Genomic DNA, 19,211 nt, shown 5'->3' with positions numbered 1-19,211 from the left:
GGGGTCGCAAAGCGGCCCCAATTACCTCGGCAACTCGATCCTGGAGGTTTCCCCCGGCACCACCGGCCAATCCCCCGCCGCCCACCTTGCCCTGGCCCGCTCGATCAGCTCCGGGTCACTGGCCACGAAATTCCAGTTCATTCGCCGCGGTCCATCCAAAGGCTCGCCGCCAATCAGCACCAGCTGGCACTCTTCCTCTGCATAGAGCACCACCTCTTCGCCTTCCGGCAGCACCACCAGGCTGCACGGCTCCACGTCTTCATCGTTCAACAGCAGCTCACCATCCAGCAGATACAGCGCTCGTTGCGCATGCTCGTTCGGTACCTGCAAGGTGGTTGCCGGCTGCATCCGCACATGCGCATAAAGGGTAGGGGACAGCACCGGCACCGGTGATTCCAGGCAGAACCCGCTACCGGCAATCATGCAAATGCGCACCCCCAGGTTTTCACTGACTGGCAGGCTCGCCGCCGGGTGATGGCTATAGCTTGCCGCGCCTTGTTCATGTTCACGCGGCGAGGCCAGCCATACCTGCAAGCCATGCAGGCGCGAGCCATGAGCCAAGGCGTCGTCGGGCGTGCGCTCCACATGGGCCACGCCGCTGCCAGCCGTCATCCAGCTGACATCGCCGGGCAGTACCCGCTGTGCTGAGCCGAGGCTGTCCTTGTGCAGGATCGCGCCCTCGAACAGGTAGGTCAGGGTCGACAGGCCGATATGCGGGTGCTGGCGGATATCCATGCCATGCCCTGGGGCGTAGTCGGTTTCCAGCATGTGGTCAAAAAACACGAACGGTCCGACGCTGCGGCACTGGGCCGCTGGCAGCGGGCGCAGGATCGGCTGGCCCTCGACCGATTCGGCGCGTGGGCGGATGATCAGGGGGCTGCTCATGGGGTGGGCTCCAGGCGAAGTGGAAATGCCTCCAGCATAGCGGTTTGCCCGCTTCGGCTGAACCGTCTCGCTTAACGGCCGGTCTACTGTTTTCGCCCCCTTGGAAGGAAGCTGCCCATGATTGCCAAAGCGCTGGCTTGCGTGTTGTTGACGGGCTGGCTGTGCCAGACGGCACAGGCGCGCGACTACCGCTACAGCGATGCCCACTTGCACTACGTCGACTTCTTCCAGGAAAGCGAAGGCATGCCGGCATTGATCAAGGCCATGGATGCTGCCGGTATCGAGCAGTCGATGATTTCCGGCATACCGGTGGCCAAGAAGTGGCACGAGGACGAGCCCAAACGCCCACGCTATTACGCCGGTGACGATGCCGATGCCTATTGGTACAGCGCGACCGATACCTATGTGGCCGCAGCCCTGCAGCAATTGCCGGAAGAGCAGCGTAAGCGCTTTCATCCGTTTCTGACGGGCTTCAACCCGGTAGACAAGAACGCTGTCAGCCACATCGAGCGGATGCTCGACCTGTATCCGGGGTTGTGGCAGGGCATTGGCGAGGTGTTCACCCGGCACGACGACCTGACAGCGCTGACCAGTGGCGACACGCCGCGCGCCAACAACGAAGCCATGACGCGTATCTACCACCTGGCGGCCGAGCGTGACCTGCCGGTGTTGCTGCATTCCAACATCACCTCCAAGCGCGAGCGCAACCCGTTGTACCTGGCGGAAATCGAAGAGCCGCTGCGTAATCACCCGCACACGCGGTTCATCTGGGCGCATGCCGGCAGCAGCATGGAGATACACCGGCACCAGACGCAGATGGACTTTCTGCTGCCGGTGCTGACGCGGCTGTTGGAGGACTACCCGAACCTTTATGTGGACCTGTCGTGGAGTGTGCTGGAGCCGTATCTGCTGGACGACAAAGGCGTGCCGCGCAAGGAATGGGTGGCGTTGGTCGAAAAGTACCCGGAGCGTTTCATGCTGGGGTCGGACGTGGTGGGGCGGTTTGGCAGCCTGGGAGAGCAGATGCACGGGTTCAGGCCGTTTCTGGATGCCTTGTCGGAGGAGGTGGCCAACAAAGTGGCGCGGGATAATTTTCTCGCGGTTTTACCCAGGCAGCACAAATAAAAACGCCCCGAACCAGTCGGGGCGTTTTCGATTACCGCATCAGCGTCTTACTTGCCTTCCCAGCGCTTGAGCACCAGGGTGGCGTTGGTGCCGCCGAAGCCGAAGCTGTTGCTCATGACCGTGTCGATCTTGGCGTTTTCTTCGGTTTTGCGCAGGATCGGCAGGTCGGCGACCTCCGGGTCCAGCTCGTCGATGTTGGCGGAGCCGGCGATGAAGTTGTTTTCCATCATCAACAGGCAGTAGATCGCCTCGTGCACGCCAGCGGCGCCCAGCGAGTGGCCCGACAGGCTCTTGGTCGAGCTGATTTTCGGTGCCTTGTCGCCGAACACGGCGCGAACGCCCTTGATCTCGGCAACGTCACCGACCGGGGTCGAGGTGCCGTGGGTGTTCAGGTAGTCGATCGGGGTGTCGACGGTGGACAGTGCCTGCTGCATGCAGCGGATGGCACCTTCGCCGCTCGGGGCAACCATGTCGTAGCCGTCGGACGTGGCGCCGTAGCCAACGATTTCGGCGTAGATCTTGGCGCCACGGGCCAGGGCGTGTTCCAGCTCCTCGACCACGACCATGCCGCCACCGCCAGCGATGACAAAGCCATCACGGTCGGCGTCGTAGGCACGCGAGGCCAGTTCCGGGGTTTCGTTGCGCTTGGTCGACAGAGCGCCCATGGCATCGAACAGGAACGACTGGCTCCAGTGCTCTTCTTCACCGCCACCGGCGAAGACGATGTCTTGCTTGCCCCACTGGATCTGCTCCAGAGCGGTACCGATGCAGTGAGCCGAAGTGGCGCAGGCCGACGAGATCGAGTAGTTGATGCCCTTGATCTTGAACGGGGTGGCCAGGCATGCCGAAACGGTGCTGCCCATGGTGCGGGTAACGCGGTATGGGCCGACGCGCTTGACGCCTTTCTCGCGCAGGGTGTCCAGCGCTTCCATCTGGTTCAGGGTCGAGGCGCCGCCAGAGCCGGCTACCAGGCCGGTACGCGGGCTGGAAACCTGCTCTTCGGTCAGGCCGGCGTCCTTGATCGCGTCCTGCATGGCCAGGTAGGCGTAGGCAGCAGCGTGGCCGACGAAACGGTAGACCTTGCGGTCGATCAGTTCTTCGAGGTTGAGGTCGATGGACCCGGAAACCTGGCTACGCAGCCCCATTTCCTTGTATTCCGGGTTGTAACGGATACCCGGACGGCTGTTGCGCAGGTTTTCGGTGACGGTAGCTTTGTCATTGCCCAGGCACGACACGATGCCCAGACCAGTGATAACGACGCGGCGCATGCGAATAACCCTTAGAAATTGTCAGTGGAGGTGAACACGCCGACCCGCAGGCCTTCGGCGGTGTAGATCTCGCGGCCGTCGACGCTGACCGAGCCATCGGCGATGGCCATGTTCAGCTTGCCCTTCAGGACGCGCTTGATGTGAATGTTGTACGTGACTTTCTTGGCTTCAGGCAGTACCTGGCCAAAGAACTTCACCTCGCCCGAACCCAGGGCGCGGCCGCGGCCCGGCAGGCCCTGCCAGCCGAGGAAGAAGCCCACCAGCTGCCACATGGCGTCGAGGCCCAGGCAGCCCGGCATGACCGGGTCGCCTTCGAAGTGGCAGGCGAAGAACCACAGGTCCGGGTTGATATCCAGCTCGGCGACCAATTCACCTTTGCCGTACTTGCCGCCTTCTTCGCTGATATGGGTGATGCGATCGACCATCAGCATGTTCGGCGCGGGCAGTTGCGCATTACCTGGGCCGAACAGCTCACCGCGACTGCAGCGCAGCAGGTCTTCCCGAGTAAAGGCGTGTTGTTTGGTCATGCGAGCTCCTCAATAACCCCCTGTGGCAGGGGATGAACCTTCCCGGCCGGCCCAATACGCAACGCGTTCGGGGCGGCAGCCTACAGGTAGACTATTGCGTTGTGGTGAAAGTCACAGCGCACCTGGTGAAAGAAGTACAGGTGTGCACTGAAACGTCTATTTTCAGGTCCGATGAAGGTCCTGTCCAGTGTTTAAGACTGCCGCACTTTAGCATTTATCGCCAGTCGCGGTTGTCCGACCGGGTAACCAGCGCTGCAGCACCCGTTGCAGTTCGGTGCGGCGCAAGGGTTTGCTCAGGTAGTCGTCCATGCCGGCGGCCATGCAACGCTCCCGATCGCCCTGCAAGGCGTTGGCGGTCAAGGCGATGATCGGTAGCCCGGCGCCGTTGGGCAACTGCCGGATGCGCCGGGTGGCTTCATAGCCGTCCAGGTGCGGCAGGCGGCAATCCATCAGCACGGCGGCAAAGCGTTGCCGGCCGACCAGGTCGACCGCCTCCAGGCCATCCTCGGCGGTGCAGACGGCCATCCCCAGGCTGCGCAACATGGCCTCGATGACACTCTGGTTGACCGGATTGTCCTCAACCAGCAGTACCTGGTCATTGTCGGTAACCGGCGTTGGTGCAGCTATTGGCGGCGCGAGCGGGACGGGGGCAGGGTTGGCAAGTGCCAGCGGCATTTCCAGGGTAAAGGTCGAACCCAGGCCTTCGCGGCTTTCACCGCGCAGCTTGCCGCCCATGCGTTCGGCCAGGGTGCGGGCGATCGACAGCCCCAACCCGGTGCCGCCATAACGGCGGGAAATCGAGCTGTCGGCCTGCTGGAAGGCGACGAACATCATTTCCAGCCGGGCACTGTCAATACCGATGCCCGTGTCGCGTACGCTACAGGTCAGCCAGATCAATTGCCGGTCAAGCACCTGCCAGCGTGCTTCGACCTGCACCTGGCCGCGTTCGGTGAACTTCAGGGCATTGCCCACCAGGTTCAGCAGGATCTGGCGGATGCGTGTGGGGTCACCGTTCACCTGCAGCTGCTTGATACCGGCAGGCAGTTGCAGGTGCAGGCCCAGGCCGCGCTGTTGGGCGCTGTGCTGGAACGACTGGACACTGCTGGTGATCAGCTCACCCAGGTTGAAGTCGATGTGTTCCAGTTGCAGCGCGGCGCGTTCGATGCGCGAGAAATCGAGGATGTCGTTGATGACCTTCAACAAATGCCCGGTGGACTCGCTGGCGACCGCCGTGTAGTCGGCCTGTTCGGTGCTCAGTGATGTGGTCTCCAGCAGCTGCAGCATGCCCAGCACGCCATTCATCGGCGTGCGCAGCTCGTGGCTCATCATCGCCAGGAAGTCGGATTTGGCGCGGTTGGCCTGCTCGGCCTCCTCTCGGGCCTGAATCAGCTCGGCAATGGCCCTCTTCTGTTCATCGCTGGCCTGTTCCAGGGCGCTGGCCAGGTTGTTGATGTGGCGTGCCAGGTGGCCCAGTTCGCTGTCATCGACCACCGGCAAGGGGGTGTTGTACTGACCTTGCTGAATGGCCTTTACCGCATGGCCCATGTCGCTGATAGGCTTGGCCAGGCTCAGGGCCAGGCGGCGCGCCAGCAAAAAGGTGAACAGCAGCGCGAACAGCGCCAGGATGCCGGCTTTGATCACGATTTCCTGCTGGCGCTGGCTGAAGGCGTCATCGGACATGCCAACGATGACCCGCCCCAGGTAGTCGTCACCGATGGCGGGGGTGGTGGCTTTGCCTTGTTGCAGGAAGTCGTTGTCCAGGCGGATTTGCTGCAGGCGGATGGGGGCCTGGAACACTTCAACCTGTTGCGCGCGGTTGGCGCTTTCGTCGGACTGCTCGACGTACACCAGAATGTGGTTGCGGCTGTCCTGCACTTCCAGAAAGCGTACGTGCGGGATGCTGAGGGTGGCACGCATCAGCCCTTCGAGTACTTCGTTGTTGCCCGAAATCACCCCGTACTCTGATGCCGGTGCCAGCTGATTGGCGATCAGTTGCCCGGTGTGATTGAGCTCCTGGCGCAAGTCCTGGATGCGCACGAAGGTAAAGAAGCTGATCAACAGCAAGGTCAGCAGCAGGGCAGGGCCCAGGCTGATGATCTGGGTGCGGGTGTGGATATCCCAGCTCAGGCGCTTGCTCATGGGGTGGGTTCTCCTGCGGCCAGGGCTTTGGCAGCGGCGTTCGGATCGATCGGTTCAAGGCCCAGGGCGCGGGCCACCTGCTGGTTGCCACTGACGCCGTAGCGCGCCGGGTACAGGCTGCGTGGCCAGCGCGCTGGCGGCTGATCGAGCAACTGGTCGAGCTCCGCCAGCCAGTCGTCCTGATCGCTGTAGGTGCTGGCCAGGGCGCCGGCCCGCACAAACCCGGCGTTCGGGCCGATCAGTGCCATTTGCCGGCCATAGCTGCTCAGCAGCAGGTTTTTCGCCGTCTTGGAGTTGTACAGGTTGGGATCGTCCAGGCCCAGCAGCACATCGCTGTTGCCCAGCAGGTGCTGCAACGGCCGGCTGTCCCGTGGGTCGGACCAGTCCTGGGCAATGATCTCCAGGCCCATTGGGCGGGCAGCATGGCGCAGCTCGTCGAGCAAGAAACTGCTGTGTTCACCGTACAGTACGCCAATGCGCTGGGCCTGCGGCAACAAGTAGCGCGTCAGGCGCAATTGCCGGCCCAGCGGTGCGTCGCTCCACAACAAGGTGAGGAACGCGGGGCGCGACTTTCCCAGGCGCTGTTCAGCCTGTACCCGGCTGACCCGCATGGCCAGGGCTGGTGGGCCGGCGTTTTCACCCAGGCGCCATTCCAGCGCGGCGCTGTCGAGCAGAATCAGGCGCTGGTCCGCTTTGAGCTTGCTCGGGCGCGGCAGCTCGGCAGTGGTCAGAAAATGCACATGGTCATGCGGTCGACGGCTTTCCAGCGCCGCGACAAAACTGCGGATGCCGGGCTGATCCTCAGCCCCCACCAGCAGGATTTCACTGGCTGACAATGGCCCAAGTGGCCACAGGCACAGCAGCAACAGGCGCAGCAACACGGCCATCAGAACTCCAGCTCCGCGCTGACGCTCAGGCGGTGGCGGCTGTCGTAGCGGTTCTGGATTGCCGTAGTGGGCTCATCGTCCAGGCGCTGCTGCCACAGCGCCGCCAGCTCCAGGTTGCTGCCATGCACCCGAAAACGCTTGGCCAGGCGTAGGTCCAGGCGCTCGTAGCGGTACTGGTTGAGTGCATCGTCGCCGTAGTAGAACAGCGCGCTCGACCAGCCAGCCCCCCACTCGCGCATCCATCCGGCCGAGCCGCTGTTGTGGGCGCTGAGGCGGCGGTCGTCGGGGTTGCTGGCCCAGGCATCGACGTAGGCGTAGGTCAGGCGCAGGCGATCGCGCAGGGTGGGGCGCCAGTCCAGTTGCGCTTCGCTGCCACTGAAACGGGCCTTGTTGGCGTTGCTGGCGATGTACTGGTTGTTCTTCAAGGGCTCGCTGATCATTCCCGTGATCTCGTCGTAGAACAGCTTTACATCCATGCTCAGGTCGATGTCGCTGAAGTAGCCGTTGTAGCCGAGCTCGCGCGAGCGCATGCGTTCCTGGTCGAGGTCGCCGGGGCCACGGGTCTTGACGAAGTATTCGCCGTGCTGCTGGCCGAACGCGTTGGGACTGAGGTTCTTGACCGTGTAGCTCCAGTTGATGTTGTTCTCGAACATGTCGGGTGAGCGCACGGCCTCGGAATACACGGCGCGCAGGCCATGGCGCGGGGTAATCAGGTAGTTGACCGCCACGCGCGGGGTCAGCGAGCTGCCAGACAGGCGGGAGTCTTCGAACATGGCTCCGCCCTGCAGGATCCAGTGTTCGTCGGCGCGCCATTCCAGCTGGCCGAACAGGCGCCAAGTCTGGTCGTCGAGGCTGCCGTTGAAGTAAGTCTGCGAGTCGGCCCGGTCATAACGGTAGTTCATGCCGCTGAGCAGGCGCAGGCTGTCGGTCAGGCTCAGGGTGTCCTGGATTTCCAGGTCGTAGCGGGTTTCGCGGGTGCTCTGGTCCACGTCGCCGCAGACCACATTACTACCACCCTGTTCGTTCCATTGATCCTTGATGGCTTCGACCAGGGCCTGCTCTTGTGGGTTGTTGCTGGATGGTGGGTTGTTGGCGCCGCGCGCTACCAGCTCGGCGAAATTGGGGTTCATCTGCCAAAGCTGGGTCAGTTCGGGGCTGAATGACAGCGCCGCATCGCAGGCACGCCAGACCTGCTGACGGTCGAAGTGCTGCGCCGAGCCCTGAACATACAGGCTGTGCTCAGGGTTGAAGTCGATGCTCCAGCGCACCGAGCCCGCGTAGTCCTTGGCATTGACGTCAGCGTTGTCACCTTGCTGGGTGACATAGGGGAAGACCGGCTTATAGGTATAAGGCCGCTGGTTGCTGCCTTCCTTCGCCGCCAGTTGCCACTCCAGGGTCTGGTCCACTGCCAGGCTGTGGCTGGCGCTGAGGTTGAAGCGGGTAAGCCGGCGGCTGTCGCGGTAATCCTGGCCAAACTGGTTTTCATCGAAACCATCGTCCTGCTGGCCGGACAGCGACAGGCGCATGTCGCCGCCGTCCCAGCCAAAGCCGTGGCTGGCATAGAAGTCGTTTATGCCATCCTGGCCGCGGGTCAACTTCAGCCGCGTGCCATGGCTGTCGGCAGGGTTGCGGGTGAGGATGTTGACCACCGCCATCAGCGCGTTGGCGCCATAGCTGACGGTGTTGGGGCCGCGGAACACTTCGATGCGCTCGATATCCTCCATGGCCAGAGGGATGTCGCTCCAGTCCACGGTGGCCAGGCCCGCGCGGTACACCGAGCGGCCATCGATCAGTACCTGCATGCGGCGTGCATCGTTGACGTTGCTGCCGTGGTAGTTGACCGTGGGTTGGTTACCGGCACCGTAGCCAATCATCATGCCCGGCACCAGGCGCAGCAATTCGGGGATGTCGCGGGCGCCACTGGCACGGATCAGCTCGCTGTCTAGCACGGTCATGCTACCCGGGACTGCCGCCGGGGATTGTTTCAGGCGCGTGGCAGTCAGAACCTGGGGCAGGTCGGTGTTGTCGATGAACAGGTCGTCGGCCACAGCCGGGCTGCCGAGCAGAGCGGTCAGTATGAGCAGGCGCGGGTACGGGGGCGTGCCAGGGAACACAGGGCGGCCTTGTATCAGGATTGAAACAGGCATGGTAACTGACCGTGGCGCATTTGCCAGTGACCTGCATGAGCGAGCCTGTCCCTTTAGCGGGAACAGAGACTGGTTCTGTAGCAGGCGAGCCGTATAATGGCGGGGTCGCCACTTAATTTTTGGCTTTAACGGATTGGATATGACTGAACAGCAACCTGTTGCAGTTCTGGGAGGCGGCAGCTTTGGCACCGCCGTGGCGAACCTGCTGGCGGAAAACGGTGTGCCAGTGCGTCAATGGATGCGCGACCCGGCGCAAGCCGAGGCCATGCGCGTCAATCGAGAGAATCCGCGCTACCTCAAGGGCATCCGTCTGCACGATGGCGTCGAGCCGGTCAATGACCTGCTGGCGACCTTGCAGGCCAGCGAGCTGATCTTCGTTGCCCTGCCGTCGAGCGCCCTGCGCAGCGTGCTGGCGCCCCATGCCGAGCTGCTGCGTGGCAAGGGCCTGGTCAGCCTGACCAAGGGCATCGAAGCGCAAAGCTTCAAGCTGATGAGCCAGATCCTGGAAGAAATTGCCCCCGAAGCGCGTATTGGTGTGTTATCGGGCCCTAACCTTGCCCGCGAAATCGCCGAGCACGCGCTGACTGCAACGGTGGTCGCCAGCGAGGACGAAAAACTCTGCAAGCAGGTGCAGGCTGTGCTGCATGGGCGCACGTTCCGTGTCTATGCCAGCGCTGACCGCTTTGGTGTCGAGCTGGGTGGCGCGTTGAAAAACGTCTACGCCATCATCGCCGGTATGGCCGTTGCGCTGGGCATGGGCGAGAACACCAAGAGCATGCTGATTACCCGTGCCTTGGCGGAAATGACTCGCTTTGCCGTCAGTCAGGGGGCCAACCCCATGACCTTCCTCGGCCTGGCCGGTGTCGGTGACCTGATCGTCACCTGTTCCTCGCCCAAGAGCCGCAACTATCAGGTGGGCTACGCGCTCGGCCAGGGCCATAGCCTGGAAGAGGCGGTCAACCGCCTGGGCGAAGTGGCCGAAGGCGTCAATACCATCAAGGTGCTCAAGGCCAAAGCCCAGGAAGTGCAGGTCTACATGCCACTGGTGGCGGGCCTGCATGCCATCCTGTTCGAAGGCCGCACGCTGAACCAGGTGATCGAGCACCTGATGCGCGCCGAACCCAAGACCGATGTCGATTTCATTTCCATCAGCGGTTTCAACTGAGCCTTTGGCGGCTCTGACACGAGCAAGGAGCGACACATGAACGATACGCCCGAACGCGCCCAGCGCGAGTCGATCATCCTGCGGGTGCTGTGGATGCTGGTGTTCCTGGTGGTCTGGCAGCTGGCCGAACTGTTGTTGGGTGGGCTGGTGCTGGTGCAGCTGATCTACCGTCTGGTGTACGGCGCACCCAGCGCCAGCCTGATGAACTTCGGCGACAGCCTGAGCCAGTTCCTGGCGCAGATCGGCCGCTTTGGCAGCTTTCACAGCGACCAGAAGCCATGGCCGTTCTCTGACTGGCCTGCGCCGCGCGCGCCGGAAGGTGAAGCAGCGCATGCCGTGGCGCCGGCCCCACACCCGGTGCGTGACGAGGAACCCAAGCTGTGAAGCTGTGGGTACTGCGCCACGGTGAAGCGGAGCCACGGGCCAACACGGATGCCGAACGCCGTTTGACTGCCCATGGCCGCGAGCAGGTGCTGCACAGCGCTGCTCGCCTGCTCGGGCAGCCGTTGCAGGCAATTATTGCCAGCCCCTACGTGCGCGCCCAGCAAACGGCGGCGCTGGTGCATGACACACTGGGCTTCGGCGAGCCGGTGCGTACCGTGCCCTGGCTGACCCCTGAAAGTGACGTGCAGCAGGTGATCGGTGAAATCGAGCGGCTGGGTCTGGAGCATGTACTGCTGGTCAGCCACCAGCCGTTGGTGGGGACCTTGGTCGGGGCGCTGGAGCATGGCCATCAGCAGCATCCCGCAGCCATGAGCACCGCCAGCCTGGCGGAACTGGAAGGGGATTGGCCGCTGGCTGGGCTGATGACCCTCAAAGGGATCAGTTATCCGCCTTGAAACCCTGAAACCGGTAAGGCAACTGGCATTTTTGTCAGTTGCCGCAGTGAGTGGCCCCTTGCTAGCGTGCCGGAAAGCAAAAGGCATGGAGCAGCGAATGAAGGGTGAGAGGGGGGCGTTGCTGAGCGCCGTGGATTTGCAACCTACCCTGGACATGGTTGAGCAAGGTGTCGCTCTGGACTTCGCCCAATACAGCCTGCTACGCGATTCGGCCGATGCCAAGCTCTATGGCCTGATGAAAACGGTCAACGCCAGCAGCGTGCTGAATGCTGCTGATAGAGAGAACAGTCTGCAGGACTTTCTTATCCTTCAAGATACCTGCCAGCGGGTGTCTCATTTGCTGCAAACCAGTTGCCTGGCTCTGCGTCGCCTTCAGCTTGATCATAAGGACCAGCGCCTGGCCCGCGAAGCACTGGAAAGCCAGTTGGCCTACATGCAAGCCTGCCTGCGCCGTTCACTGGCCAGTTTCGACCGGTCTGCGTGACCTGATAGCCCTCGCCGATGACCTTTCCGGACGTTGCCGAACGGCGCGCCGATGCCGACAATGAGCCATCATCCTCCGTCCGGACCAGGCGCCATGCCGCAGCAGATCTTCTTCGCCCATGCCAACGGTTTCCCTTCGGCCACGTACGGCAAGCTGTTCGCTGCCCTGGCGCCGGACTACCAGGTGCAGCACCTTGCCCAGCATGGGCACGATCCACGCTTTCCGGTGAATGACAACTGGCAGAACCTGGTCGATGAACTGTTGCACCACCTGGCGCAACAGGACCAGCCGGTCTGGGGTGTCGGCCACTCGCTGGGTGGCGTATTGCACCTGCATGCTGCCTTGCGCTGCCCCGAGTACTACCGTGGCGTGGTGATGCTCGACTCGCCAGTACTCACCCGCGCCGATCAATGGCTGCTGCGCACCGCCAAGCGCTTTGGCTTCATCGACCGTATCACCCCGGCCGGGCGCACGTTGGGGCGCCGCGAAACGTTCAATGACCGCGACAGCGCCCGGGACTACTTCGCCGGCAAGTCACTGTTCCGCCATTTCGATCCCGACTGCCTCGACGCCTATGTCGAACACGGCTTGCAGGCGGCAGAGCAGGGCCTGCAGCTACGCTTCGACCCGGCTACCGAAATCAGCATCTACCGCAGCATCCCGCATACCAGCCCGGCGCCCGCGCGGCAGTTGCAGGTGCCGCTGGCCATGGTGCGCGGCGACCGTAGCAATGTCATTCGCCGCCACCACACCCTGGCCGTACGGGGCATGCCCCAAGGGGAATATCACAGCGTGCCGGGCGGGCACATGTTCCCGCTGGAGCGCCCCGCAGACACCGCCAGCCTGATCAAGGGCCTGTTCGACCGCTGGAGTCAGGCATGAGCGCACAGGTCGAACAAATCCGCCTGAGCCTGGGCCATATCGAGCTGGCCGCGCACCTGTTCGGCCCCGAGGACGGGCTGCCGGTGATTGCCCTGCATGGCTGGCTGGACAACGCCAACAGCTTCGCCCGCCTGGCGCCACAACTCAAAGGCCTGCGCATCGTCGCCCTGGACCTGGCCGGGCACGGTTACTCCGAACACCGCCCGCCTGGCGCCGGTTATGCCTTGGCCGACTATGCCCATGATGTGCTGCGGGTCGCCGAGCAGCTCGGTTGGCAGCGTTTTGCACTGTTGGGGCATTCACTTGGGGCAATCATTTCGGTGCAGCTGGCTGGCGCCTTGCCCGACCGGGTCAGCCATCTGGCGTTGATCGACGGCGTCATCCCGCCGACCGGTGCCGAGCAGGATGCAGGCGAACGTTTGGGGATGGCACTGCAGGCCCAGCTGCGGCTGGACGGCAAGCGCAAGTCGGTGTACGCCACGCTGGAGGAAGGTGTGCATGCCCGGATGAAAGGCATGGTCGCGGTCAGCCGCGAGGCCGCCGAACTGCTGGCCCGGCGTGGCCTCATGCCGGTGCCGGGCGGCTACAGCTGGCGCAGTGACAGCCGCCTGACCTTGCCATCGCCACTACGCCTGAGCGAGGCCCAGGCCATGGCCTATGTGCGCAGGGTGGATTGCCCGGCGCAGCTAGTGGTTGCCGCCGATGGCATGCTGGTGCGCCACACCGCGTTGCTGGAACAGCTACCCTTTGAGCAGGTGACGCTGCCCGGTGGCCATCACCTGCACCTGAACGATGAGCAGGGCGCGGCCCTTGTCGCAGACTGTTTCAATCGCTTCTTTGGCTTTGCTTGACTTGCACCGGTCAACTGTCGAGGCTTGGCGGGTTGAACAGGGAGACAACCATGCAACTGCCAGACATCCTGGAGCTTCATTTCGGCGCAGGGCGCCGCCTGGGTCGCCAATGAGCACGCCCGTTTCCATTCGTACTGCCCTGGCCGCTTGCCTGATGCTCACCAGCCCCGTGTTGTGGGCCGGCAGCCTGCCGGTGCCGGTGGACGCCAAGGTCGTCGACCAGCGTCCGGCCGTGGAGCAGGAACGCGTCTACCCGATGGGCCCGCTGCGCAAGATCAGCGGCCGCCTGCGGGTCGAAGACAAGGTCGAAAGCCGTGGGCAGGTCAGCTCGGTCACCTACGAACTGCCGGTCGAACGCACCGCGCGCGAAGCCTTCACCACTGCCCGTGAAGAACTGCAACGCGACGGTGGTTACCCGTTGTTCTGGTGCCAAGGCCGCGATTGCGGCGAAGCCAGCCTGTGGGCCAACGATGTGTTTGCCAATGCCCGCCTGAACGGTGGTGACGAGCAGCAGGCCTTCATCTTGCTGCGTCGCTCGGCGGAAGAGGCCGACACCCTGGTCGCGCTGTACAGCGTTACCCGGGGCAACCGCCGCGCCTACCTGCATGTGGAACAGTTCGTCGCCGGCAACCCGTTGGGCGAACTGCTGCCGACCGCCGCCACGGTGCTGCGCGAAATGCGCGACACCGGCAAGCTCGACTATCCTGACCTGGCTGCGCCGCAAGACACCTGGGTGAATTTGCTGGCCCGCAGCCTGAACCTGGACAGCACCCTGCGTGCCAGCCTCAGTGGCGCTCAGGCCGAAGCCTGGCGCGAGGCGCTGGTCAAGGCAGGGGTGCGCAATGGCCGCCTTGAAGTCGGTAGCGCGCCCACCGACGGCCTGCACCTTGAACTGATCCGTTGAACGAGCGCCGCCATGGTTAACAATGATCGCCTGCTGGTTCAGATTCTGCTGTTGGCGTTGCTGGGGGCCGGCCTGTGGGTGATGGCACCGTTCATCTCGGCGTTGCTGTGGGGGGCCATCCTGGCTTTTGCCAGCTGGCCGTTGATGCGCTTGCTCACGCGTGTGCTGGGCGGGCGCGAAACCTTGGCGGCCAGCCTGTTGACCACCGCCTGGATCCTGATTGTGGCATTGCCGCTGGTGTGGCTGGGGTTCAACCTGGCCGATCATATTCGCGATGCCACGGCGTTCGTGCGCGACGTGCAGGTGGACGGTTTGCCCGATGCACCGGCCTGGTTGGGGGGCATACCGTTCGTTGGTGAGCGCCTGGTCAGCTGGTGGCAGTCGCTCGACCAGCAGGGGGCGGCCTTGCTGGCGTCGGTCAAGCCCTACTTCGGGCAGGTGGGCAACTGGTTGCTGGCGCGCAGTGCGCAGATCGGCAGCGGTGTGCTGGAACTGACCCTTAGCCTGGTGTTCGTGTTCTTTTTCTACCGTGACGGCCCTCGCTTGTCGGCGTTCGTATTGCGCTTGCTGCACCGCCTGATGGGTGATCGCGGCGAGTACTACCTGGAACTGGTGGCGGCCACCGTTCAGCGGGTGGTGAACGGGGTGATTGGCACAGCGGCTGCGCAGGCTGTGCTCGCACTGATCGGCTTCCTGATTGCCGGCGTGCCGGGTGCCATCGTGCTGGGCCTGGTGACCTTCATGCTCAGCCTGATCCCCATGGGCCCACCACTGGCCTGGATCCCGGCCACGGCCTGGTTGGTGTGGAAGGGCGAGTACGGCATGGCGGTGTTCCTGGGCATCTGGGGCACCTTTGTCATCAGCGGTGTGGACAACGTGCTCAAACCGTACCTGATCAGCCGTGGCGGTAACCTGCCACTGGTGATCGTGCTGTTGGGTGTGTTCGGTGGATTGCTTGCCTTTGGCTTCATTGGCCTGTTCATCGGGCCGACCTTGCTCGCGGTCGGGTACAGCCTGCTGCTGGACTGGAGCCGAAACGCTGCGCAGCAACCTCCCCAGCAGTAAGCCTGTATCGGCCTCTTCGCGGGCTTGCCCGCGAAGAGGCCAGTAAAGACAACCCACAAAGCTGATTTTTACGCTTTCTTTATACCCATCCACACCCCCCGATCTCGCCCCTTTACGCCCCTCCCTCAGACAATTTCCCCATAGCGGCACAAGCCGCACCACGGGGAGAACCACTCATGAACATGCTCGACGGGCTGTCACTGCTGCTGGCAGTGGCCTTGGCGTTTTATCTGCTGGTGGCGCTGCTGCGCGCCGATCGCAGCTAGGGAGCGGCCATGCACAGTTACGATTTCGCCTTGCTGCTGGCGTTCTTTGCCATCGTGCTGCTACCGGCACCCTGGCTCGGGCGGTTCTACTACAGGGTCATGGAAGGCCAGCGCACCTGGCTGTCGCCGCTGCTGAGCCCGGTCGAGCAGGCCTGCTACCGGCTAGCGGGCGTGAACGCCAGCCAGGAGCAGAACTGGCGCCAATACACCCTGGCGCTACTGGCCTTCAACCTGGCCGGATTCCTGCTGCTGTTCGCCGTGTTGCTGTTGCAGGGCTACCTGCCGCTCAACCCGCAGCATTTGCCAGGCCAGGAGTGGTCGCTGGCGTTCAACACAGCGGTCAGCTTCGTCACCAACACCAACTGGCAGGCCTACAGTGGTGAGGCATCGGTCAGCTACCTCAGCCAGATGCTTGGCCTGACCGTACAGAACTTTGTCAGTGCCGCCACCGGCCTGGCCGTGCTGGTCGCGTTGTGTCGCGGCATTGCCCGGCGCAGTGCAACGACGCTGGGCAATTTCTGGGTCGACATGACCCGCGCCACCCTCTATGGCTTGCTGCCGCTGTGCCTGCTGCTGGCGCTGCTGCTGGTGTGGCAGGGCGTGCCGCAGACCTTTGCCGACTACGCCCATGCGCTGACCCTGCAAGGGGCTGACCAGACCATACCGCTGGGGCCGGCCGCCAGCCAGATCGCCATCAAGCAACTGGGTACCAACGGCGGTGGCTTCTTCGGCGTCAACTCGGCGCACCCGTTCGAAAACCCCACCGCCTGGAGCAACCTGTTCGAGGTGGCGTCGATCATCCTCATTCCGGTGGCGCTGGTGTTCACGTTCGGCCACTACGTGAAGGACCTGCGTCAGAGCCGCGCGATCCTCGCCTGCATGCTTGCCCTGTTCCTGATTGGCGGCAGCACCGCGCTGTGGTCCGAGTACCAGCCCAACCCGGCGCTGGAAAGCACCCAGGTGCAACAGGCGGCCCCCATGGAAGGCAAGGAAAGCCGTTTTGGCACCACCGGTTCGGTGTTGTGGACGGTCACCACCACTGCAGCCTCCAACGGCTCGGTCAACGCCATGCACGATAGCCTCAACCCGCTGACCGGCATGGTGGCGATGGTCAACATGATGGTGGGCGAGGTGATTTTCGGCGGCGTCGGCGCCGGGCTGTACGGGATGCTGTTGTTCGTGTTGATCGCGGTGTTCCTGGCCGGGCTGATGATTGGCCGCACCCCGGAATACCTGGGCAAGAAGCTGCAAGCCCGTGAGGTGCAGTTGCTGGTGGCAACCCTGCTGGTGATGCCGGTCGGCGTGCTGGTGCTGGGCGCTATCGCCGCCAGCCTGCCTGGCCCGGCGGGTGCGGTCAGCAACCCGGGGGCGCATGGTTTCAGCCAGTTGCTGTACGCCTACACCTCGGGCACGGCCAACAATGGCTCGGCCTTCGCCGGTTTCGGTGCCAACACCGTGTACCACAACCTGATGATCGGCCTGGCCATGCTCATCGGCCGCTTCGGCTACATCCTGCCGATCCTGGCCTTGGCCGGCAGCCTGGCAGCGAAGAAAAGCGCACCGCAGGGGCAGAACAGCTTCCCCACCCACGGCCCGCTGTTCACCGGCCTGCTGCTGGTGACCATCCTGCTGGTGGGTGGCCTTACCTTCCTGCCGACCCTGGCCCTGGGGCCAATCGCCGAACACCTGAGCCTGGGTTTCTGAGGACTGACCATGAACATGCCCATTCCTGAAGTTAAAGCGCGGCACACCGCCAAGGACCAGACCCGCTTCGCCGCGTTGTGGCGCCCGGCGCTGGTGCAGGCGTTCGTCAAGCTCGACCCGCGCCAGCTCAAACGTTCGCCGGTGATGCTGGTGGTGGCCCTGACCGCGGTGCTGACCACTGTGCTGTGCTTCGCTCCCGGCAGTGGCGTGAGCACCGGGGTTGCCGTGCAAATCGCCCTGTGGCTGTGGTTTACCGTGCTGTTCGCCAATTTTGCCGAGGCGCTGGCCGAAGGCCGTGGCAAGGCCCGCGCCGACAGCCTCAAGGCCGGTAGCCAAGGCTTGACCGCACTGCGTCGCAAGCGTGATGGCAGCTACGAAACCATTGCAGCCAGCGCGTTGCGCAAAGATGACGTAGTGCGCGTAGTCTCGGGCGAAATGATCCCCGGCGACGGCGAGGTGCTGGAAGGTATCGCGGCGGTCAACGAGGCCGCCATTACCGGTGAGTCTGCCCCCGTGATCCGCGAGTCCGGCGGCGACCGCTCGGCCGTGACCGGCAATACCCGGCTGGTCTCCGACTGGCTGTTGATCCGTATCACCAGCAACCCGGGCGAATCGACTCTCGACCGCATGATCGCCCTGGTCGAAGGCGCCAAGCGCCAGAAAACGCCGAACGAGATTGCCCTCGACATCTTGCTGATCGGCCTGACGCTGATCTTCCTGATCGTGGTGGTGACCTTGCAGCCCTTCGCCCACTTCGCGGGTGGCAGCCTGCCGCTGATCTTCCTGGCCGCGCTGCTGGTCACGCTGATCCCTACCACCATCGGCGGCCTGCTGTCGGCCATCGGCATCGCCGGCATGGACCGTCTGGTGCGCTTGAACGTCATCGCCCGTTCCGGCCGGGCGGTGGAAGCAGCCGGTGATGTGCATACGCTGATGCTCGACAAGACCGGCACCATCACCTTTGGCAACCGCCGCTGCAGCGCGCTGCATGCTGCACCGGGCATCACCGCCAAGGAGTTGGGGGAGGGGGCGCTGCTGGCCTCGCTGGCCGATGACACCGCCGAAGGCAAGTCCATTGTCGAGTACCTGCGCCAACTGCACGACTTTATCGAACCGGCTACCGGGCAGTTCGATGCCGTGGCGTTCAGTGCCGAAACACGTCTGTCGGGTATCGACTTCCAGCAGCACCGCTACCGCAAGGGCGCCGTCGATGCGGTGCTAGCGTTCGTCGGCATGCAACGGCTGGAAATGCCCCCGGCGCTGGCCCGCGAAGTGGAGCGTATCGCCCAGAGTGGCGGCACACCGCTGCTGGTGTGCATCGACAAGCGTCTGCTTGGTGTGATCCACCTCAAGGACGTGGTCAAGCCGGGTATCCGCGAGCGCTTCGCCGAGTTGCGCAAACTGGGCATTCGCACGGTGATGGTGACCGGCGACAACCCGCTGACCGCCGCCGCCATCGCAGCCGAAGCGGGGGTGGATGACGTACTGGCCGAGGCCACCCCTGAGAAGAAACTGGCGCGTATCCGCCAGGAGCAGAACGACGGCCGCCTGGTGGCCATGTGCGGCGACGGTGCCAACGACGCCCCGGCACTGGCGCAGGCCGATGTGGGCATGGCCATGAACGACGGCACCCAGGCCGCGCGCGAGGCGGCCAACATGGTCGACCTGGACAGCGACCCGACCAAGCTGCTGGACGTGGTACAGGTTGGCAAGGAACTGCTGGTCACCCGTGGCGCACTGACCACGTTCTCCATTGCCAACGATGTGGCCAAGTACTTCGCCATCCTGCCGGCGCTGTTCGCTGCCATCTATCCACAGCTGGGCGTGCTCAACCTGATGCACCTGGCCAGCCCGCAGAGCGCGATCCTGTCGGCCATCGTGTTCAACGCGCTGATCATCATCGCGCTGATCCCGCTGGCGCTGCGTGGCGTGCGGGTGCAGGCGGCCAGTGCGGCGCATCTGTTGCGGCGCAACCTGCTGATCTACGGGCTGGGCGGCATCGTGGTGCCGTTTGCCGGGATCAAGCTGATCGACCTGCTGCTCAATGCCCTGAACCTGGTCTGAGGAGGCCGC

At 63.7% G+C, this 19,211-nt stretch carries 18 protein-coding genes; 12 read left to right on the top strand and 6 right to left on the bottom strand.

All coding sequences use genetic code 11. The features are described from left to right. Window positions 1-21: 21 nt before the first annotated feature. Window positions 22-885, bottom strand: a complete 864-nt coding sequence (locus D906_RS02220; RefSeq protein WP_027615095.1) for a pirin family protein — start codon at window positions 883-885, stop codon at window positions 22-24. Between the two features lie 117 nt (window positions 886-1,002). Between D906_RS02220 and D906_RS02215 the strand changes: the two genes are divergently transcribed. Then, complete coding sequence (locus D906_RS02215; protein ID WP_016711637.1) at window positions 1,003-2,010, top strand: amidohydrolase family protein; 1,008 nt, start codon at window positions 1,003-1,005, stop codon at window positions 2,008-2,010. Between the two features lie 47 nt (window positions 2,011-2,057). Here the strand turns inward: D906_RS02215 and fabB are convergent, their stop codons facing one another. The 5 genes from fabB to D906_RS02190 all read right to left on the bottom strand — a co-directional run bounded on the left by fabB (window position 2,058) and on the right by D906_RS02190 (window position 8,978). Continuing rightward, complete coding sequence (gene fabB / locus D906_RS02210) at window positions 2,058-3,278, bottom strand: beta-ketoacyl-ACP synthase I (RefSeq protein WP_019099700.1); 1,221 nt, start codon at window positions 3,276-3,278, stop codon at window positions 2,058-2,060. Window positions 3,279-3,289: 11 nt separating this feature from the next. Next, window positions 3,290-3,805: a 3-hydroxyacyl-[acyl-carrier-protein] dehydratase FabA gene (fabA, locus tag D906_RS02205; protein ID WP_003251509.1), complete on the bottom strand. Its 516-nt coding sequence runs from the start codon at window positions 3,803-3,805 to the stop codon at window positions 3,290-3,292. Window positions 3,806-4,012: 207 nt separating this feature from the next. Next, complete coding sequence (locus D906_RS02200; protein ID WP_025753320.1) at window positions 4,013-5,944, bottom strand: ATP-binding protein; 1,932 nt, start codon at window positions 5,942-5,944, stop codon at window positions 4,013-4,015. Beyond that, on the bottom strand, window positions 5,941-6,831 hold the full coding sequence (locus D906_RS02195; protein WP_019099701.1) for an ABC transporter substrate-binding protein: 891 nt from the start codon (window positions 6,829-6,831) through the stop codon (window positions 5,941-5,943). Before D906_RS02195 ends, D906_RS02200 begins: the two co-directional genes overlap by 4 nt. Beyond that, complete coding sequence (locus tag D906_RS02190; protein WP_176430997.1) at window positions 6,831-8,978, bottom strand: TonB-dependent siderophore receptor; 2,148 nt, start codon at window positions 8,976-8,978, stop codon at window positions 6,831-6,833. The genes D906_RS02195 and D906_RS02190 overlap by 1 nt, the downstream gene beginning before the upstream one ends. A 139-nt stretch (window positions 8,979-9,117) precedes the next feature. On the opposite strand from D906_RS02190, the gene D906_RS02185 reads away from it, so the two are divergent. The 11 genes from D906_RS02185 (at window position 9,118) to kdpB (ending at window position 19,202) form a co-directional block, all read left to right on the top strand. Next, window positions 9,118-10,143 (top strand): NAD(P)H-dependent glycerol-3-phosphate dehydrogenase, encoded by a 1,026-nt coding sequence (locus D906_RS02185; RefSeq protein ID WP_019099703.1) that lies wholly within the window; start codon window positions 9,118-9,120, stop codon window positions 10,141-10,143. A 36-nt stretch (window positions 10,144-10,179) separates the two neighbouring features. Beyond that, window positions 10,180-10,527 (top strand): DUF4389 domain-containing protein, encoded by a 348-nt coding sequence (locus D906_RS02180; RefSeq protein WP_016711631.1) that lies wholly within the window; start codon window positions 10,180-10,182, stop codon window positions 10,525-10,527. Continuing rightward, window positions 10,524-10,982, top strand: a complete 459-nt coding sequence (gene sixA / locus D906_RS02175; protein WP_016711630.1) for a phosphohistidine phosphatase SixA — start codon at window positions 10,524-10,526, stop codon at window positions 10,980-10,982. The genes D906_RS02180 and sixA overlap by 4 nt, the downstream gene beginning before the upstream one ends. A gap of 97 nt (window positions 10,983-11,079) precedes the next feature. After that, complete coding sequence (locus D906_RS02170) at window positions 11,080-11,466, top strand: hypothetical protein (protein WP_019099704.1); 387 nt, start codon at window positions 11,080-11,082, stop codon at window positions 11,464-11,466. 93 nt (window positions 11,467-11,559) lie between these two features. Next, window positions 11,560-12,348 carry an alpha/beta fold hydrolase gene (locus tag D906_RS02165; protein ID WP_027615094.1) on the top strand — a complete coding sequence of 263 codons (789 nt, stop codon included), beginning with the start codon at window positions 11,560-11,562 and terminating at the stop codon, window positions 12,346-12,348. Continuing rightward, window positions 12,345-13,199, top strand: coding sequence for an alpha/beta hydrolase (locus D906_RS02160; protein ID WP_027615093.1), 855 nt, complete (start codon window positions 12,345-12,347; stop codon window positions 13,197-13,199). The genes D906_RS02165 and D906_RS02160 overlap by 4 nt, the downstream gene beginning before the upstream one ends. 109 nt (window positions 13,200-13,308) lie before the next feature. Then, entirely contained in the window at window positions 13,309-14,103 is a 795-nt protein-coding gene (locus D906_RS02155; protein WP_019099707.1) for a DUF4892 domain-containing protein, read from the top strand. A gap of 12 nt (window positions 14,104-14,115) precedes the next feature. Then, a complete protein-coding gene (locus D906_RS02150) occupies window positions 14,116-15,168 on the top strand; it encodes an AI-2E family transporter (RefSeq protein WP_019099708.1) in 1,053 nt (350 codons plus the stop codon). Window positions 15,169-15,344: 176 nt separating this feature from the next. Then, window positions 15,345-15,434 carry a K(+)-transporting ATPase subunit F gene (gene kdpF, locus D906_RS02145; protein WP_003251485.1) on the top strand — a complete coding sequence of 30 codons (90 nt, stop codon included), beginning with the start codon at window positions 15,345-15,347 and terminating at the stop codon, window positions 15,432-15,434. A 9-nt stretch (window positions 15,435-15,443) separates the two neighbouring features. Further along, the gene (gene kdpA, locus D906_RS02140) at window positions 15,444-17,138 is read left to right on the top strand and encodes a potassium-transporting ATPase subunit KdpA (protein ID WP_019099709.1); all 1,695 of its coding nucleotides are present in this window, start codon (window positions 15,444-15,446) and stop codon (window positions 17,136-17,138) included. Window positions 17,139-17,147: 9 nt separating this feature from the next. Beyond that, window positions 17,148-19,202: a potassium-transporting ATPase subunit KdpB gene (kdpB, locus tag D906_RS02135; protein WP_027615092.1), complete on the top strand. Its 2,055-nt coding sequence runs from the start codon at window positions 17,148-17,150 to the stop codon at window positions 19,200-19,202. Window positions 19,203-19,211: the final 9 nt, after the last annotated feature.

Source organism: Pseudomonas sp. LAIL14HWK12:I1, assembly GCF_003202095.1.
Taxonomy (GTDB): domain Bacteria; phylum Pseudomonadota; class Gammaproteobacteria; order Pseudomonadales; family Pseudomonadaceae; genus Aquipseudomonas; species Aquipseudomonas monteilii.
Note: the sequence above shows the minus strand (reverse complement) of the source record. Positions and strands in the feature narration are given on the sequence as shown.